Raw genomic sequence first — 17398 nt, 5'->3', positions numbered from 1 at the left:
GGTCGGTACGTTGCAAGTGGTGACAATGCGGCGGAAACCGGTCGCCGGGGCCGGTGGCGGGCCCGGCGCGGCCAGCGGAGGTGGACGAGAGTGTTCCAGCAGGTCGGCCGGGCTTTCCGGCAGGTGGGGCAGCGGGATCGGGCGTTGATGCGGCGCAGTGCGGCGCTGCCGCGCACGCGCGCCGACGACGTGGTGACCGCGTTGTCCCGAAGTGCGGACAAATCGCGGCTCTGGTGGGGCGTGGCGGCCGTGCTGGCGGTCCGGAAGGGCCCGGCGCGCCGCGGCGCGCTGCGCGGGATCGCCGCCATCGCGGGCGCGAGCGCCGCGGCGAACCTGGTCGCGAAGCCGTTGTTCCCGCGCCGCCGTCCGGCCGAGGAAGAGGTTCCGGCGCACCGTCAGCTGCGGAAACGGCCGACGTCGTCGTCGTTCCCGTCCGGGCATTCGGCTTCGGCTGCCGCGTTCGCGACCGCGGTCGCCATGGAGTCGCCGCGCGCCGGGCTCGCGCTTTTCCCGCTCGCCGGGGCGGTCGCGTACTCGCGGATCCACACCGGGGTGCACTGGCCGAGCGACGTCGCGGCGGGGCTGGCGATCGGGACCGGGGTCGCGGTGCTGACCCGGCATTGGTGGCCGCTGCACCCGGACGCGCGCGCCCGCACCGCCCATTCGGCGCAAGCGCCGGAGATGCGCGACGGCGAGGACATGCTGGCGCTCGTGAACCCGCATTCGGGGGTCGACGGCCAGGATCCGACCGAGGACGTCCGTTACGCCTGGCCGAAGGCGTCGCTGATCTATCCGGACCCGTCGCGGGATCTGCGCGAGCAGCTCGCCGACGAGATCGAGGCGCACGGTTCGGTCCGCGCGCTCGGCGTGGCGGGCGGGGACGGCACGGTTGCCGCGGTGGCGTCGGTCGCGGCCGAACGCGGGCTGCCGCTGGCGCTGATCCCGGCCGGGACGCTCAACCACTTCGCCCGCGACGTCGGGGTCCGCTCCATGCCGGACGCGGACGAGGCGACCGAGGGCGGGCACGCGGTCGGCATCGACCTCGCCGAGGTCGAGATCGACGGCTCCGGGGAGCCCGCGCACCGCTGGTTCGTGAACACCGCCAGCCTCGGCGGATACCCGGAGATGGTGCGGCTGCGGGAAAAGCTGCAGTCCCGGTTCCCGAAGTGGCCGTCCGCCGCGATCGCGCTGGTGCGCGTGATGCGGCACGCGAAGCCGCTGCGAGTGCTGCTGAACGGGAAGCCGACGCAGGTGTGGCTGATCTTCGTCGGCAACGGCACGTACGCACCGAAGGGGTTCGCGCCGTCGCGGCGCCCGGCGCTCGACACCGGCCTGCTCGACGTCCGGTACGTGCGGGCGGACGTGCGCTGGTCGCGGCTGCGGTTCGTGGCCGCGAGCCTCACCAACAGCCTGCACGCGAGCCACGTCTACCGGCAGCGGGACCTGCCGGAGCTGCACGTCCGGCTGCTCGACGGGAACCGCCGGGTCGCCACCGACGGCGAGGTCGGGCCGCTCGGGCGGGAGTTCCGGTTCCGGTCGCGCCCGAGCGCGCTGACCGTCTACCGCAATCCGGACAGCGCTTCCTGACGTCCTTCGCGAACCGGGCAGTGACGGCCGCTCGAGTTTTGCCCTAAGGTCCCTCCGGGCGCGGTCGGCCGGGCACCGAGTTCTTCACCACTGCGCGCCCGGCACTCCCGGCTCTGACCTGCGCGCTTACCGTCCGCTCGCCGTCTCCGCAACAATTCTTGACCATTCCTTTACCTTCTCTCAACGAATCCACAGCGAGCCGTCCCTAGCGTGATGTTCGAGGTGCGGACAGTCCTGTCCGCACCAGTTCACGGCAGGGGTCTACTCAGTGCGTCTTTCCACCCGCGGTCCGAGCTGCCCGTCCGCGGCGGGCCGCGGATGACGCGGCTGTTCCCGCAGGCTGTCGACCCGGTCCTGCCCCCGTCGGTCACCTCCCAGGCGAGGGACCTCGGGCCGCTCGAATCCCCCTTGCTGTGGCTCGCGTTCGCCGGCGCCGCCGCCGCGGTCCTCGCCGTCACCGTCGCGCTCGCGCACCGCCGCCGCGTGCGCCGCTGGGGCATCAGCGGCTCGATCGCGCTGTTCCTGATCGCCGCGGTCACCGCCGTGAACAGCTACGTCGGCTACGTCCGCACGCCGAGCGACCTCGGCAGGCTGCTGCAGCGCGGCTCCGGCGCGATGAACGTCGCGGGCACCCTGCTGCGCAGCACCAGCGACGATCCGGCCGAGGACTCGGATCCCAGCACCGCGAGCAGTTCCACCGGCGGGAACAGCGGCAGCTCCCCTGCCGCCGGCCGTCCCGCGGCCCCGGCCAGCGGCAACGGCAGCACCGAGGTGCTGAACGTGCCCGACCCGGCGCACGGCGTCGCGAACGGCGAGAACTACGTGGTCCTCCCGGCCGGCTACCACGACCCGGCGAACGCGGCCAAGCGCTACCCGGTCGTCTACCTGATCCACGGCTACCCCTACGGCGGGCCGCGCGACTGGCTCACCTCCGGCTCCGCGCCGCAGACGCTGAAGAGCCTCGAGGACGCGCACGTCATCCAGCCGATGATCATCGTGAGCGTCGACCTCACCGCCAACCGGCCGAGCACCGACTGGGAATGCCTGAACGTCCCGGGCGGGCCGCAGCTGGAGACGTACCTCGCCAGCAGCATCGTGCCGTCGGTCGACCAGCATTACCGCACGTTCGCCGACCGCGGCCACCGCGCGCTCGGCGGCATGTCCGGCGGCGGCTTCGGCGCGCTGAACATCGGGCTGCACCACCTCGACGAGTTCGGCACGCTGCTGATCTCGCTGCCGTATGACGACCTGAACGACTCGGTCGGCGTCCTCGGCGGCAACCAGGCGGCGATCGCGGCGAACACCCCGCGCCGGTACATCCCGACGATGCCCTTCCCGCAGAAGCTCGCCGTGATGCTCACTGTCGGCACCGGCGCGCCGACCGACGTCGCGACCGCGCACCGCATCGCCGGGTCGCTGCAGCGGCGCGGACAGGAGGTCGTGGTGCACGCCGAACGCGGGTTCAACCACACCTGGCACACCGCCCGCGCGACGCTCCCGTACATGCTCGCCTTCGCCGATCAGAACTTCCGCAGCGCTCCTGCCGCCTCCTGAGCGGATTGTCCGGAAAAATATCTTCCGGGCCCTGTCCATCCGGGCGGGCGCCGTTCGTGGTGAGGTCAGTGCGGCGCCACGGCCGCACTGACCGACGAAGGAGCCCGACCATGAAGTACCTGCTGCTGATCCACGCTTCCGCGGCCACCGAGCAGGGCGGGGCCGCCGGCTGCGAGCCCGCCGACTGGATGGCTTACGACAAGGAAGTCCGGGACGCCGGGGTGTTCGTCAGCGGCGAGTCGCTCGCCGACCTCGTGACCGCGACGAAGGTGCAGGTCGGCGCGGACGGCGAGCGTTCGATCACCACCGACGGCCCGTTCGCCGAAACCCGGGAGCTGCTCGGCGGGTTCTACGTGCTGGACGTGCCGGACCTCGACGCGGCGCTCGACTGGGCGGCCCGCTGCCCCGGTTCCCGCGACGGTTCGGTCGTGGTCCGCCCGATCGCCGATTTCGATGCCTGACGCGCGAGCGTCCGTGGCGGCCGTGTTCCGCGAGGAGCACGGCCGCCTGCTCGGCGCCCTCGTCCGCCGCTTCGGCGATCTCGACCTCGCCGAGGAGGTGGCCGCCGAAGCGGTGGAGGCGGCGCTGGTGCGCTGGCCGGTGGACGGCGTCCCGCCCAAGCCCGGCGCGTGGCTGATGACCACCGCGCGCCGCAAGGCCGTCGACCGGCTCCGCCGGGACCAGGCGTACGCGGCGAAACTCGCCGTCCTGCAAGCGGAATCCGACCGCAGCGATCCTCCCCCGCTTCCCGGGGCCGACGGCGACCTGCCCGACGACCGGCTCCAGCTGTTCTTCACCTGCGCGCATCCCGCGCTCGCCGCCGAAGACCGGCTCGCGCTCACGCTGCGCTGCCTCGCCGGGCTCACGACGCCTGAGGTGGCGCGGGCATTCCTGGTGCCAACCGCGACCATGGCGAAGCGGATCGTGCGGGCCAAGAACCGGATCCGCGACCACCGCATCCCGTTCCGCGTCCCGGCCGGCGACGAACTGCGCGACCGGCTGCCGGGTGTGCTGCAGGTGCTGTATTCGCTGTTCACCGAGGGCTACGCGGCCAGTTCCGGGCCGGACATCCAGCGTCCGGACCTGGCCGAGGAAGCCATCCGGCTGGCGCGGATCCTGCACCGGCTGCTGCCCGGCGAACGCGAAATCACCGGTCTGCTCGCGCTTCTGCTGCTCGTCAACGCCCGCCGCGCCGCTCGTACCGGGCCGGACGGCGAGTTCGTCTTGCTGGAGGACCAAGACCGGACGTCCTGGGACGCGGCACTGATCGACGAGGGCTGCGCGCTGGTGCCGGTCGCGCTCACCGGCGGGCCGCCCGGGCCGTACGGGGTGCAGTCGGCGATCGCCGCGCTCCACGCCGAGGCAGCGGATGTCGCGAGCACCGATTGGCCGCAGATCGTTGCGCTGTACGACATCCTGCTGACGCTCACGCCGACGCCGGTCGTCGCGCTCAACCGCGCGGCCGCGGTGGCGATGCGCGACGGACCCGAAGCCGGGCTGGAACTCCTAGACGGCTTGGCCGACGAACCTCGGCTGCAGGGCTACCACCCGTACGCCGCGGCTCGCGGAGACCTGTTGCACCGCCTCGGCCGCGACGACGAAGCGGAGGCGGCGTACCGGAAAGCGTTGGAGAGCGCGGGAACCGAGCCGGAACGCGCGTACCTGCGTCAGCGGCTCGACGCTCTCTGACTTGGCGCCCACCGGCTGAGCACCGGGTCCACGAGCCTCGTCAACGGCCCGGACAGCGTCTGCCCGTGCTGCCGGAACAAGTCGTCGCGCGAATCGAACCGGCCCAGGTCGACCAGCAGCGTCGCGGACAGGTCGCACGCTCCGCCGACGTCGCAGGTGACCCCGTCCCAGTCGATCGCGGTACGGGACACCGCGTCGAAGAGCGTTTCCCCGCTGTCATTGGAGAATCCCGGACTCGCCGCCAGCTCGGCCAACGGCCCGAACAACTCCCCGACCGAAACCCACGCGTACGCGATCCGGAACTCCGGCCACGCCACCACCGCCCGCGACGGCACCAGGAACTTCAGCCGGGGAAACCTCGGATACCAGAAGCGGCCGTCCACCACGAGACCCCGCACCCGCGTCGGAATCCCTTGCGCCCGCGCGACTCCCTCCAGGATCGCCAGGCGCTGACTGCACGAACCCCGGCCGCGCCGCAGCGTCCGCGAGATCGGCTGCCGCTCCTGCACCGCGTACACCGGCCGCACCGACCCGGCGATCGTCCGGTGCGCGGCCCGCAGCCCGGCAAGCCGGTCTTCCGATGCTGTCTCCCCCATCAGGGACTGCACGAGCGGATCGCGCCAATCGAGAATCGCCGTCGGAACCACGCCGCCCTCAGCGGAACTGTCCCCGGCGGCACGACGACGCCACCACGGGGTCACCAGCGCACACGTCACCATGCCAGTATTCCGGAATACGACTGCGGGCCGCCGACATTCGCCGGCGGCCCACAGTGCGTCACGTCATTCCTTCTCGCCCGAGTCCTTCTCCGAACCCTTGTCGGCATCGCCCTCGCCGGAGTCGTCCGGCTTCTCGGCAGGCTCCTCCTTCTCCGGCAGCAACGCCTCCAGCGCCGCCCCCGACAACCGCCGGAACGCACGCCGCGGCTTCGACCGGTCCAGCACCGCGACCTCGAGCTTGATCTCCGCCGCCTCGGCCGCCGACCCGTTCCCGTTCGACGACGCCGCGGTCGCCCGCAGCCCCTCGATCGCCGTCGCCAGCGCCGTCCGCAGATCGTGCTCCGGATCCACGACGTCCTTCAGCTTCGTGCTGATCGGCTCCGTCGTCCCGCCCATCACCACGAACGGCGACTCGTCGAAAATCGACCCGTCGAACGTCAACCGGTACAGCTGGTCCTCCGCCGCGGTCGCCCCGACCTCGGCCACGCACACCTCCACCTCGAACGGCTTCAGCTGCTCGGTGAAAATACTGCCCAGCGTCGCCGCGTACGCGTTCGCCAGCGCCCGCGCGCTCACATCCCGGCGGTCGTACTGGTAGCCCTTCAGATCCGCGTGCCGGATCCCCGCCACCCGCAGGTTCTCGAACTCCGAATACCGGCCCACCGCGGCGAACCCGATCCGGTCGTAGATCTCGGACACCTTGTGCAGCGTCGCCGACGGATTCTCCGCCACGAACAGCACCCCGCCCGCGTACTTCAGCACCACCACGCTCCGGCCCCGCGCGATCCCCTTGCGCGCCAACTCGGAACGCTCCCGCATCAGCTGCTCGGGAGAGGCATACAACGGCATCGTCACGGTGTCGGCTCCACGTTCTCCGAAAACTCGGCAGTCATTGATTCAGCGGACATCGGCGGCCTCAGACCGGCCGGTGGTGATTGCGCTCCGCGCGCCCGGCCACCACCGCCTCGGCCACCGCACCCGTCCGCTCCGCGGGCAGCACCACCGCGCCGTCCTCCGCGGTGATGGTGATGACGTTCGGGAAAATCCGCCGCACCAGGTCCGGCCCGCCGCTCGCGGTGTCGTCGTCCGCCGCGTCGTACAACGCCTCCAGCGCCGTCCGCACCGCCGCGTCGGCATCCGCGTCCGGGTCGTACAGCTTCTTCAGCGACGACTTCGCGAACAGCGAACCCGAACCGACGCTCGCGTACCCGGCGTGCTCCTCGTACCGCCCGCCCGCCGCGTCGTACGACACGATCCGGCCCGCGTGCTTCGCGTCCTCGGCCTCCAGGTCGTACCCGACGAACAACGGCACGACCGCGAGGCCCGCCATCGCCATCTCCAGGTTCGCCTTCACCATCCCGGCCAGCTTGTTCGTCTTGCCGTCCAGCGAAAGCGAAACGCCCTCGATCTTCTCGTAGTGCGCCAGCTCCACCGCGTACAGCCGGACCATCTCCACGGCCAGCCCCGCGGTCCCCGCGATGCCCACCGCCGAGTACTCGTCCGTGACGTGCACCTTCTCGATGTCCCGGCTCGCGATCAGATTCCCCGACGTCGCCCGCCGGTCACCGGCGATCAGCACCCCGCCGGCGAACGCGACCGCGACGATCGTGGTGCCGTGCGGCGCGTTCAGCTCGCCCGCGCCCGCGGGCACCCGCCGCGCGGGCAGCAGCTCCGGCGCGGTCGCGCGCACGAAATCCGCGAACGACGACGTCGCCGGCGAAAAGTAGGCCGACGGCAGTCCGGGCCCGGAAAAACCCGCCCCAGAGGAGGTGTTGTCCATACGTGCTCTCGGTTCCCATCTATCCCGTGCCCGGCAACGCCACCGGCAAACCTGCCCCCGGCGCGGCCGCGCGAAACCTCCGGCCCAGCGCGCCCGCCGCACCGCCCCGCATCCGGGACGGCCGCGACGGGCGGACGGCTACTCGCCGCCCTTCTGCACGTAGGCGCGGACGAAGTCCTCGGCGTTCTCCTCCAGCACGTCGTCGATCTCGTCGAGGATCGTGTCCACGTCCTCGCCGAGCTTCTCCCGCCGTTCCTGGCCCGCCCCGCCGGCGTCGTCGAACTCCTCGTCGGAATCGCCGCCGCCGTGCTTCTCGATCTTCTCCTGCGCCATCTCGCCTCCCGGTCTGGCCGATGTTCCCTAGCCTACCCAGCGGTACCGACGAAAAGGGCCTTCCAGCGGCCCGAAACGCCGGGATCGCGCTAGTCCGAACCGGTGATCGCCTCCACCAGCTCCTCCGCCGTCGCCGCCGCGTCCAGCAGCTTCCCGACGTGCGCCTTCGTCCCCCGCAACGGCTCCAGCGTCGGGATCCGCACCAGCGACTCCCGACCCACGTCGAAAATCACCGAATCCCACGACGCCGCCGCGATCGACGACGCGTACTTCTCCAGCGCCCGGCCCCGGAAGTAGGCGCGCGTGTCCGACGGCGGAGTCGTGATCGCCGCCTGCACCTCCTCCTCGGTGACCAGCCGCTTCATCGAACCCCGCGTGACCAGCCGGTTGTACAGGCCCTTGCCCAGGCGGACATCCGAATACTGCAGATCCACCAGCCGCAGCCGCGGCGCGCCCCACGCCAGCTGGTCCCGCTCCCGGTAGCCCTCCAGCAGCCGCAGCTTCGCCGGCCAGTCCAGCCGGTCCGCGCACTCCTGCGGATCCCGCGCCAGCGCGTCCAGGATCTCGCCCCACACCCGCAGCACTTCCTTCGACGCCTCGTCCGCGCCCGTGCGCTCGAGGTTCGCCGCCGCCAGCTCGTGGTAGGCGAACTGCAGGTCCAACCCGGTGAACTTCTTCCCGTTCGCCAGCTCGACCTTCGTCTTCAGCGTCGGGTCGTGGCTGATCTTGTGCACCGCCCGCACCGGCTCGTCCAGCTTCAGGTCGTCGAACCGCACGCCGGCCTCGATCAGGTCCAGCACCAGCGCCGTCGTCCCGACCTTCAGATACGTCGAGTACTCCGACAGGTTCGCGTCCCCGATGATCACGTGCAGCCGCCGGTACTTGTCCGCGTCCGCGTGCGGCTCGTCGCGCGTGTTGATGATCCCGCGCTTGAGCGTGGTCTCCAGCCCGACCTCGACCTCGATGTAATCGGAGCGCTGCGAAAGCTGGAAACCCGCTTCTTCGCTCTGCTGCCCGATCCCGACCCGGCCGGACCCGCACATCACCTGCCGCGACGCGAAGAACGGCGTCAGCCCGCCGATCACCGCAGTGAACGGCGTCGACCGCTGCATCAGATAGTTCTCGTGCGTGCCGTAGCTCGCGCCCTTGCCGTCCACGTTGTTCTTGTACAGCTGCAACGGCGGCTGCCCCGGCACGGTGGCCGCCTTCAACGCGGCCTCCTCCATCACCCGCTCGCCCGCTTTGTCCCAGATGACGGCATCCCGCGCGTTCGTGACCTCCGGCGCGGAGTACTCCGGATGCGCGTGGTCCACGTACAGCCGCGCACCGTTGGTGAGGATGACGTTCGCCGCGCCGAGGTCCTCGACGTCCGGGTCGTGCCCCGGCCCTCCAGGACCGGTCAGGTCGAACCCGCGCGCGTCGCGCAACGGCGACTCCACCTCGTAGTCCCAGCGCGCCCGGCGCGCCCTCGGGATGTCCGCAGCCGCGGCGTAGGCCAGCACCACCTGAGTCGAGGTGAGCACCGGGTTCGCCGTGGCGTCCCCGGGCACGGCGATGCCGTACTCGACTTCGGTTCCCATGATCCGACGCATGCCCACCACCCTACGGGTTAGACGCGTGCGACGATGCCCCCATGCCAGGCAGTGACGAACTCGTTGCCCTCTATGACGACGCAGGCCACGCAGTAGGCGAGGCCCTCCGCTCCCGAGTGCGAGCCGAAGGACTCTGGCACGCCGCCGGCGTAGTCCTCGTCCGATCGGGCGACGGCCGCAACGTCTACGTGCACCTCCGCACCGCGGACAAGGACACTTTCCCTTCTACCTGGGACTGCTGGGCAGGCGGAGTAGTAGCCGCAGGCGAAACCCCCGCAGCATGCGCCCGCCGCGAACTGGCCGAAGAACTAGGCATCCACGGAGTGGACCCCACCCCGCTCTTCACCAAAATCTACGACGACGGCAACATCCGCTGCCACAACTTCGCCTACGAAGCCCGCTGGGACGGCCCCATCCACCTACAACCAGAAGAAATCGCAGAAGGCCACTGGATGCCACTCGACAAACTCCGCACCTGGGTCTTCGCCTCAGACCCCAAGCCGCCCTTCATCCCAGACGGCCGCTCAGGCGTCCAAGAATGGTTCCACCGCTACGGCTAAAGCCCACAGCCCCGCACCGGTTCCTGAGACTCGCCCACCACCGCGGGGGCGGAGCCGACGCCAAAAACACAGCTTGGCGACCTACCCCGCCAACTTAGCCACGACTTTCGGCAACAACCGCTTCGCCGCGTCTTGTGCCCGCGCTGGGGTGCTTGCCGCGACGCTTAGCGCCGACACCAGATTTCCCTGAGCCACCAACACAGCACAAGTCGAGCCCTCACACCAAGCCCGCTGCACACTCACCCCCGGCTGCGGCGGCAACGTCACCTCAACCCCCGCACAATGCGTCCCCGCCACAACATCCTCACCGGACCGGCCCGCATACACCGTGACCTCGTGCGTCAACGCCGACCCACTCGGATAAACCCAGCTGACCGACTTCCGCTCCCCAGCAGCCAACCCGCTCAAACACCCGGAAACCCGCCCGGACCCCGGCGCGACACCCTCCTCGGCAACGTCCGAATCAGACAACAACGCCGCCTGAGCCCGCCCCGGATCCGGTACCACCGCGGAAGAAACCGCCGGAGGATCAACGGCCCGCGACACCGGCGGAGCCACTGGCGCACTAGTACCCGGCGAGGGAGCCGGATCGTCGTAATAAGTCTCGAGATTGTTAGGCCGATTGCCGCACCCAGCGAGCCCGGCCAGCGCCCCCAGCCCGACCAGCACAGCGACCGCTGGCACCTGCCGACGACGCACGTTGCCCCTCCGCGCTCAATGTTGCCCGTCCGCCCCGGGCCATGCTGGGCCCCGAGGGTAATGCAATCGCTCAGCTCCACCCGAGGTGGGATCGATGCGCCCAGTACTCGCGCGCGTCCTGCGCGAGTTGTCCCAGGACAGCGCAGTCCTCGTCGCTCAACCGGACCCGCGTGGCGGCGAGGTTCGCGGTCAGCTGCGCCGGGCTCGACGGACCGATCACCGCCACCGGCGCCCACTCCTGCCCAAGCACAGCCGCCACCGCGATCGCGTCCGGGCCGACCCCATGCGCCTCAGCGATCCGCCGCAGCGGCTCCGGAGCCTCCGCAACCAGCCGCCCGTTCGCGAGAGTTTCCTTGACCAGCACCCGTTTTCCAGCCGCTTTCGCCTCGGCCAGCGCCGGGCCGACCGACGGCTCGAACACATTCCACGTCGACTGAACCGACGAAAACACCGGCCGCCCGCCCGATTCCAGCTCGAACGCCCGCCGCACCACCTCCGCCTGCGCCGGTCCGGAGGTAGAGAACCCAACCTCAACCCCGGACCCGGAAAGCCCGGCCAGCGCGTCAATCAACGCCGGATCAGTGAAAAGTGGACTGTCCACAGTGAGCGAATGAACCTGGTACAGATCCACGTGCCCCGCCAGGAACTCCCGCGTCTGCGCCCACTGCTCACGAAACCGCGGCAGCGTGTGTTCCTTGACCTCGTGAACGTCCGCGTCAAGCCGCCACTCGCCCACGTAGCGGTAGCCCCACTTGCTGGACACAGTCACATCCCGGTGCCCGCGTTCAGCCAACCAGCTGCCGAGAAACTCCTCCGAACGGCCGTAAGACCGCGCGACGTCGACCCATCGGACTCCCGCCGCATACGCCGCGTCGAGCACCTCGTGTGTCGCGGCCCGCATCGACGGAACGTCCCGCACTTCGGGCAAGTCCCGCCCCAGATTGATGTATGCCGGACGGCCGAGCGCGGCCAGCCCCACCGCGATGCGGTTCATCGGGATCTCCCTGTCTTCAGCGGTAGTCGGGAATGGTCGAGCGAGTTTAGGTGAGGCAACGTGGAGCGTTTTCTAATCGCCAGATGTATAGGTCGTTATACACTTTGTTTGTGCCGAAGGATGGCGAGCCATTGGCCGGAGTTTTGGGCTTGCCGGTGGAGCTTTTCGAGGCGGGCCGCGGGCGCCCGGACGTAGCCTTTGCCGAACACGGGGGCGATTTGGCGAAGACTGGCTCCCTCCTCCCGGGCGGCCAGCAGTGCCCAGTCGGAAGCGTCGGCGCAGGCCGCGGACGCGCGGCGCAGCTCCCCCAGCAGGTCGATCAGGTCGTTCGCGTTCAGCTCCCCCGCCTGGACGGCGGCGGCGGTCGTCTCGAGCCAGGCCAGTACGTCGGCTTCGGTGATCGGCGGGCGCGGGCGGGCGTTGTCTGTGCTCACGCGGCGCAGTATAGGGCGTTATACACCGACGGTGAACACAGTGACCGAAACCTGCTGGACTCCGGGCGTGGCGCGGACGTTGACTGGCCGCAGCAGTCATCCGGCCGTTTCGGAGGTTCAGTGAGGTTCGGCATCGCCGCCCGCTTCGTCGCGCTCGCCGTCGTGTGGGGCGCCAGTTTTCTGTTCATCAAAGTGGGCCTGGAGGGGCTGTCGCCGGCTCAGGTCGCGCTTGCCCGGGTCGCGCTAGGCGCGCTGACACTCGGGGCGTTCCTGGTGCTGCGCAGGCGATCGCTCCCCCGCGATCCCGCCTTGTGGGCGCATCTCGCGGTGGTTTCGCTGTTGTTCTGCGTCGGCCCGTTCCTGCTGTACTCGTGGGCCGAACAGTACGTGGCGTCGGGGCTCGCCAGCATCTTCAACGCCACTACTCCCCTGCTGACCATGCTGTTCGCCGCGGCCGCCCTGCCCGCCGAGCGGCTCACGCGCCCGAAAACCGCCGGGCTGCTGATCGGTTTCGCGGGCGTGCTCACACTGGTCGGCGTCTGGCGCGGGATCGACCTCAGCCACGAAGTACTGGCTCAGCTCGCTTGCCTCGGCGCGACCACCTGCTACGGCATGGCTTTCGTGTATCTGCGGAAGTTCGTGTCCCCGCGCAATCCGGACCCAGTGGTCGTCGCCTTCGGGCAAACCGGTTTCGCCACCGTCATTCTGCTCGCCGCCACGCCGGTGATCGCCGCGCAGCCGGTGCACCTGAATCTGGCCGTGGTCCTGTCCATGCTCGCGCTCGGCGTGCTGGGCACCGGCGTGGCCTACACCTGGAACACCGCCATCGCGACTGCCTGGGGCGCGGCCAACGCTTCCGCTGTGACCTACCTCACTCCAGTGGTCGGTGTTCTGCTCGGAGTGCTGGTCCTCGACGAGCCGGTGCACTGGAACGAACCCGTCGGCGCGCTGCTCGTGGTGCTCGGGATCCTGGCGTCGCACGGACGGCTTTCCCGCACGCGGCAACCGGTCCTGGAACGGGTCTGAAACGGCCTGTGGGGCCGCCGGAGACGATCCGGCGGCCCCACAGGTTCGCGGTGCGCTACAGGTACTGACCGGTGTTCGTGGCGGTGTCGATCGCCCGCCCCGATTCCTGGTTCTTGCCGGTGACGAGCGTGCGGATGTAGACGATCCGCTCGCCCTTCTTGCCGGAGATCCGGGCCCAGTCGTCCGGGTTGGTGGTGTTGGGCAGGTCCTCGTTCTCCGCGAACTCGTCGACGATCGCGTCCAGCAGGTGCTGCACGCGCAGGCCGGGCTGCTTGGTCTCCAGCACCGACTTGATCGCCGACTTCTTCGCCCGGTCCACGATGTTCTGGATCATCGCGCCCGAGTTGAAGTCGCGGAAGTACAGGACTTCCTTGTCCCCGTTGGCGTAAGTGACCTCCAGGAACCGGTTCTCGTCGCTCTCCTCGTACATCCGCTCGACGGTGTGCTGGATCATCGCGTCGAACGTCGCCTTCTGGTCCCCGCCGAACTCCGCCAGGTCGTCGGCGTGGATCGGCAGGCCCTCGGCCAGGTACTTCGAGAAGATGTCCTTCGCGCCCTCGGCGTCCGGCCGCTCGATCTTGATCTTCACGTCGAGCCGGCCCGGCCGCAGGATCGCCGGGTCGATCATGTCCTCGCGGTTGGAGGCGCCGATGACGATGACGTTCTCCAGCCCCTCGACGCCGTCGATCTCCGACAGCAGCTGGGGCACGATCGTCGTCTCCACGTCCGACGACACGCCCGAGCCGCGGGTGCGGAAGATCGAGTCCATCTCGTCGAAGAACACGATGACCGGGGTGCCCTCGGAGGCCTTTTCCCGCGCCCGCTGGAAGATCAGCCGGATCGACCGCTCGGTCTCGCCGACGAACTTGTTCAGCAGCTCCGGGCCCTTGATGTTGAGGAAGTAGGACTTGCCGTCCGCCTGGTCCCCGCGAGCCTCGGCGACCTTCTTGGCCAGCGAGTTCGCCACCGCCTTCGCGATGAGCGTCTTCCCGCATCCCGGAGGGCCGTAGAGCAGGACGCCCTTCGGCGGGCGCAGCTGGTACTGCTCGTACAGGTCCGCGTGCAGGAACGGCAGCTCCACGGCGTCGCGGATCTGCTCGATCTGCCGGGTCAGGCCGCCGATGTCCTCGTAGCGGACGTCCGGCACCTCCTCCAGCACGAGGTCCTCGACCTCGGCCTTCGGCACCCGCTCGTAGGCGTAGCCCGCTTTGGAGTCCACCAGGAGCGAATCGCCCGGTTTGAGCGGCTGCTCGGAGAGCGGACCGGAAAGCAGGACGACCCGCTCCTCGTCCGCGTGGCCGACCACGAGAGCGCGCGTGGCGCCGCCCTCGACGTCCGGTGCGAGCACTTCGCGCAGCGCGCACACCTCGCCGGTGCGCTCGAAATCGCCTCCTTCGACGACCGTGAGCGCCTCGTTGAGCCGCAACGCCTGCCCGCGCCGCAGCGACGAGACCTCCACCGCGGGCGACACCGAGACGCGCATCTTGCGCCCCGCGGTGTAGACGTCCACCGTGTTGTCCTCGTACGCCTCGACGAACACCCCGTAGCCGCTCGGCGGCTGGGCCAGGCGGTCGACCTCTTCGCGGAGGGCGAGCAGCTGGCCCCGCGCCTCGCGCAGGGTTTCGACGAGTTTCGTGTTCCGCTCGGTGAGCTGACTCACCCGTTCCGACGCCTCTGCGAGACGTTGTTCGAGAACGCGGTTCTGTCGCGGGGAATCGGTGAGCCTGCGGCGCAGCAGCGCCACTTCTTCCTCGAGAAAACGGATCTGCCGGGCTTGTTCCTCTGGTGTCTGCCCTGCTCCGCCGGTTGCTGAAGGGTCGGCCTCCTCGCGCCGACCTCCGGGAAGGTCATGATGCATCGGGCACCTCCTCGGAGTGCTTTTCATTCCACGGTACCGGCGATCACCGACAAGAAAAGGCCTTTCCGCATCACAAGACCGGCGCGTCGCGCTTTTTCTTCCGGCCAGCACGGCCGCGAGCGCAGCGCAAGCGGCCGATTCGGTGCCGCGGACGGGAATCCGCTCCGCGCGGGTTTCCGCAACGCGGAACTGAACGCACTGCGGATGCCCCGCGACGCGTCCCGCAAACCCGACTTGCGGGTTGGCTGCGCGGAAACGAGCGCGGCTGGCTAGCATCCCCGGGTGGCCGCGCTTCGCGCGTGGCCAGGACTTTCGTTCGCACGGCAGGGGGAACCGAGATGACTTATCCGCCGCAGCAGCCCGGCGGCTACGGACAGCAGCCGAACCCGTACGGGCAGCAGCCCGGCGGCCAGCAGCCGTACGGGCAGCCTCAGCAGGGCGGATGGAACCAGGGCGGGCAGCCGCCGCAAGGCCCGCAGTCCGGCGGGTTCCCCTCCGCGCCCGGTCCCGGTCAAGGCCCCTACCAGGGCGGATACCAGCAGCCCGGCGGTCCCCAGCAGTACGGCCAGCAGCCGGACCAGTTCGGGCAGTTCGGACAGCAACCCGGCCAGCCCGGGCAGCCCGGCGGTCCGTTCGGGCAGCAGCCGGGAGGCCAGTTCGGCGGGTTCGGCGAGGAGCCGCCGAAAAAGAAGAAGACCGGCCTGATCGTCGGCGTCGTGATCGCTGCCGTGGTCCTCCTCGGCGGCGGGACCGGCCTGGTCATCTGGCTCACCGGCGACAGCAAGGACAACAAGAACGCCGCCCCGCCGGCGTCGTCCTCGGCTCCGGTCGCGAGCCCGCAGTCCAGCGGCAGTTCGTCGTCGTCCCCGTCGAGCACGTCGTCGTCGGGTTCGAGCAGCGGCAACTACCCGGCCGCGTCCGGTGCGAAGCCCACCTCGGGCGAGCTGTTCGACGCCGCTTCCGCGGCGTACAACAGCTCCGACACCGACGGGCTGTACTCGCTGCTCTGCACCAGCCTCACCAAGGGCCAGAAGCCGACCGACAAGATGCCCTCGGGCATCCACTTCGAGCTGACCGGCAGCCCGCAGGAAAGCGGCGACCAGGCCACGGTGAAGTACCACGTCACCACGTCCACGAAGACCGCCGACGGCACCCTCACCGCCCTGCGCCAGGGCGGGGCCTGGTGCCTCGGGAAGGTCAGCACGGACCACTAAGTGAGACGCCGGCTCAGCACGGCACTCGTCCTGCTCGCGGTCGTTGTCGCGGGCGGTGTCCTCGGCCTGGTCCTGATCGGCCTGCCGGGGCCCGCCCGCACCACCACGGAACCGCCCGCTACCCCGCCTCCGCCGCGAAGCAGCCCGTCCCAGAGTCCCGCGCCCGCGGCGGATCAGGCCGCGGTAGCCACGCTGGCGCGCACTCTCGTGGAGGCGATTACGCGCGCCGACTCCGCCGAATTCGGCACTCTCACTTGCAAACCGCAAACTGTGGCGGCGTTGAAGGAACTCCAGGCGAAATGGGACGCCGCGGGCCCGCTTCGCGTCTCACTCGCCGGACAGCCGGCGATCGCGGGCGACGACGCGACCGTGACTGTCCGGGTCGAAGGCACCGGCGGGCACAAGGACACGCCGTTCCCGCTGCGTCGCGAGAACGGCCGTTGGTGCGTCCCTGGTTAGCCTTTGCCCTTGCTGGGCCGTCGTGAAACACGCGGCGACACTGTGCCGTCGGCCAGACGGCGTGCGGTGAGCAGGAAAGCGGTGTGCGCGACCATCCGGTGGTCCGGCCGCACCGCGAGGCCGACGACGTGCCAAGGCCGCATCAGCGTCTCCCACGACTCCGGCTCGGTCCAGCACTGCTGCTCCCGCAGCGATTCCGTGACGCGCGACAGCTGGGTGACGGTGGCGACGTAGACCGTCAGCACCCCGCCGGGCACCAGGTGCGCGGCGACGTTCGGGAGCTGGTCCCACGGCGCGAGCATGTCCAGCACGACCCGGTCGACCTCGCCGGTGTGCGTGGCCAGATCGGCGACGGTGAGCGTCCAGTTGTCCGGCTTCTCGCCGAAGAACTTCGTGACGTTGCGCTCCGCGTGCTCCGCGTGGTCGTCGCGGATCTCGTACGAGAACACCTGTCCGGCCGGACCGACCGCGCGCAGCAGCGAGCAAGTGAGCGCGCCCGAACCGGCACCGGCTTCGAGGACGCGTGCGCCCGGGAAGATGTCGCCCCACATCACGATCTGCGCGGCGTCCTTCGGGTAGATGACCTGCGCGCCGCGCGGCATCGACAGCACGTAGTCCGGGAGCAGCGGCCGCAGCGCGAGATACGTGCTGCCGCCCGCCGAAGTGACCACGCTGCCCTCGGGACGGCCGATGAGGTCGTCGTGCGCGAGGGCGCCGCGATGCGTGTGGTACTCGCCGCCGTCGGCGAGCGTGAGGGTGTAGTGCCTGCCTTTCGAGTCCGTCAGCTGAACCCGGTCACCTGCACGAAACGGTCCGCTGACCGACAACTTCTTCCTCCACTGCAAACCCGGAACGCCGACGTCGAATCCTCGCAGGTCGTCCCGCGCGCGTCGTGCGCGG

The 17398-nt window shown here is 70.0% G+C and carries 17 protein-coding genes; 8 read left to right on the top strand and 9 right to left on the bottom strand.

The features are described 5' to 3' along the window. Nucleotides 1–147: 147 nt before the first annotated feature. The 4 genes from ABD156_RS17955 (at nt 148) to ABD156_RS17940 (ending at nt 4830) form a co-directional block, all read left to right on the top strand. Nucleotides 148–1587 carry a bifunctional phosphatase PAP2/diacylglycerol kinase family protein gene (locus ABD156_RS17955; RefSeq protein ID WP_377926468.1) on the top strand — a complete coding sequence of 480 codons (1440 nt, stop codon included), beginning with the start codon at nt 148–150 and terminating at the stop codon, nt 1585–1587. A gap of 318 nt (nt 1588–1905) precedes the next feature. Continuing rightward, nucleotides 1906–3141, top strand: coding sequence for an alpha/beta hydrolase (locus ABD156_RS17950; RefSeq protein ID WP_344274194.1), 1236 nt, complete (start codon nt 1906–1908; stop codon nt 3139–3141). A 110-nt stretch (nt 3142–3251) separates the two neighbouring features. Continuing rightward, nucleotides 3252–3602 (top strand): YciI family protein, encoded by a 351-nt coding sequence (locus ABD156_RS17945; protein WP_037806471.1) that lies wholly within the window; start codon nt 3252–3254, stop codon nt 3600–3602. Then, on the top strand, nt 3595–4830 hold the full coding sequence (locus ABD156_RS17940) for an RNA polymerase sigma factor (RefSeq protein ID WP_344274189.1): 1236 nt from the start codon (nt 3595–3597) through the stop codon (nt 4828–4830). The genes ABD156_RS17945 and ABD156_RS17940 overlap by 8 nt, the downstream gene beginning before the upstream one ends. On the opposite strand, the gene ABD156_RS17935 is transcribed toward ABD156_RS17940, so the two are convergent. The 5 genes from ABD156_RS17935 to dop all read right to left on the bottom strand — a co-directional run bounded on the left by ABD156_RS17935 (nt 4809) and on the right by dop (nt 9254). Further along, entirely contained in the window at nt 4809–5549 is a 741-nt protein-coding gene (locus tag ABD156_RS17935; protein WP_344274185.1) for a transglutaminase domain-containing protein, read from the bottom strand. The genes ABD156_RS17940 and ABD156_RS17935 overlap by 22 nt on opposite strands. A 63-nt stretch (nt 5550–5612) precedes the next feature. Further along, nucleotides 5613–6404 (bottom strand): proteasome subunit alpha, encoded by a 792-nt coding sequence (prcA, locus tag ABD156_RS17930; protein WP_344274182.1) that lies wholly within the window; start codon nt 6402–6404, stop codon nt 5613–5615. 61 nt (nt 6405–6465) lie between these two features. Next, on the bottom strand, nt 6466–7329 hold the full coding sequence (prcB, locus tag ABD156_RS17925) for a proteasome subunit beta (protein WP_344274179.1): 864 nt from the start codon (nt 7327–7329) through the stop codon (nt 6466–6468). 138 nt (nt 7330–7467) lie between these two features. Beyond that, nucleotides 7468–7662 carry a ubiquitin-like protein Pup gene (locus ABD156_RS17920; RefSeq protein WP_037806475.1) on the bottom strand — a complete coding sequence of 65 codons (195 nt, stop codon included), beginning with the start codon at nt 7660–7662 and terminating at the stop codon, nt 7468–7470. Between the two features lie 89 nt (nt 7663–7751). Further along, nucleotides 7752–9254, bottom strand: a complete 1503-nt coding sequence (dop, locus tag ABD156_RS17915) for a depupylase/deamidase Dop (RefSeq protein ID WP_344274172.1) — start codon at nt 9252–9254, stop codon at nt 7752–7754. Nucleotides 9255–9295: 41 nt separating this feature from the next. Between dop and ABD156_RS17910 the strand changes: the two genes are divergently transcribed. Further along, nucleotides 9296–9814, top strand: a complete 519-nt coding sequence (locus ABD156_RS17910) for an NUDIX hydrolase (protein WP_344274169.1) — start codon at nt 9296–9298, stop codon at nt 9812–9814. A gap of 769 nt (nt 9815–10583) precedes the next feature. Here the strand turns inward: ABD156_RS17910 and ABD156_RS17905 are convergent. Together ABD156_RS17905 and ABD156_RS17900 are read right to left on the bottom strand one after the other, a co-directional pair. Then, on the bottom strand, nt 10584–11507 hold the full coding sequence (locus ABD156_RS17905) for an aldo/keto reductase (RefSeq protein WP_344274167.1): 924 nt from the start codon (nt 11505–11507) through the stop codon (nt 10584–10586). A gap of 95 nt (nt 11508–11602) precedes the next feature. Then, the gene (locus tag ABD156_RS17900; RefSeq protein WP_101439870.1) at nt 11603–11941 is read right to left on the bottom strand and encodes a hypothetical protein; all 339 of its coding nucleotides are present in this window, start codon (nt 11939–11941) and stop codon (nt 11603–11605) included. 120 nt (nt 11942–12061) lie between these two features. On the opposite strand from ABD156_RS17900, the gene ABD156_RS17895 reads away from it, so the two are divergent. Further along, the gene (locus tag ABD156_RS17895; protein WP_344274160.1) at nt 12062–12967 is read left to right on the top strand and encodes a DMT family transporter; all 906 of its coding nucleotides are present in this window, start codon (nt 12062–12064) and stop codon (nt 12965–12967) included. Nucleotides 12968–13022: 55 nt separating this feature from the next. Here the strand turns inward: ABD156_RS17895 and arc are convergent, their stop codons facing one another. Beyond that, nucleotides 13023–14825 carry a proteasome ATPase gene (arc, locus tag ABD156_RS17890; RefSeq protein WP_344274157.1) on the bottom strand — a complete coding sequence of 601 codons (1803 nt, stop codon included), beginning with the start codon at nt 14823–14825 and terminating at the stop codon, nt 13023–13025. Between the two features lie 338 nt (nt 14826–15163). Between arc and ABD156_RS17885 the strand changes: the two genes are divergently transcribed. Further along, nucleotides 15164–16039 carry a hypothetical protein gene (locus ABD156_RS17885; protein ID WP_344274153.1) on the top strand — a complete coding sequence of 292 codons (876 nt, stop codon included), beginning with the start codon at nt 15164–15166 and terminating at the stop codon, nt 16037–16039. Next, complete coding sequence (locus ABD156_RS17880) at nt 16040–16498, top strand: hypothetical protein (protein ID WP_344274150.1); 459 nt, start codon at nt 16040–16042, stop codon at nt 16496–16498. On the opposite strand, the gene ABD156_RS17875 is transcribed toward ABD156_RS17880, so the two are convergent. Then, on the bottom strand, nt 16495–17325 hold the full coding sequence (locus ABD156_RS17875; RefSeq protein WP_344274147.1) for a tRNA (adenine-N1)-methyltransferase: 831 nt from the start codon (nt 17323–17325) through the stop codon (nt 16495–16497). The genes ABD156_RS17880 and ABD156_RS17875 overlap by 4 nt on opposite strands. Nucleotides 17326–17398 lie beyond the last annotated feature (73 nt).

Source organism: Amycolatopsis albidoflavus (assembly GCF_039525725.1).
GTDB lineage: Bacteria > Actinomycetota > Actinomycetes > Mycobacteriales > Pseudonocardiaceae > Amycolatopsis > Amycolatopsis albidoflava.
The sequence above is the reverse complement of the archived record's forward strand: the minus strand, read 5'-3'. Positions and strand labels throughout refer to the sequence as shown.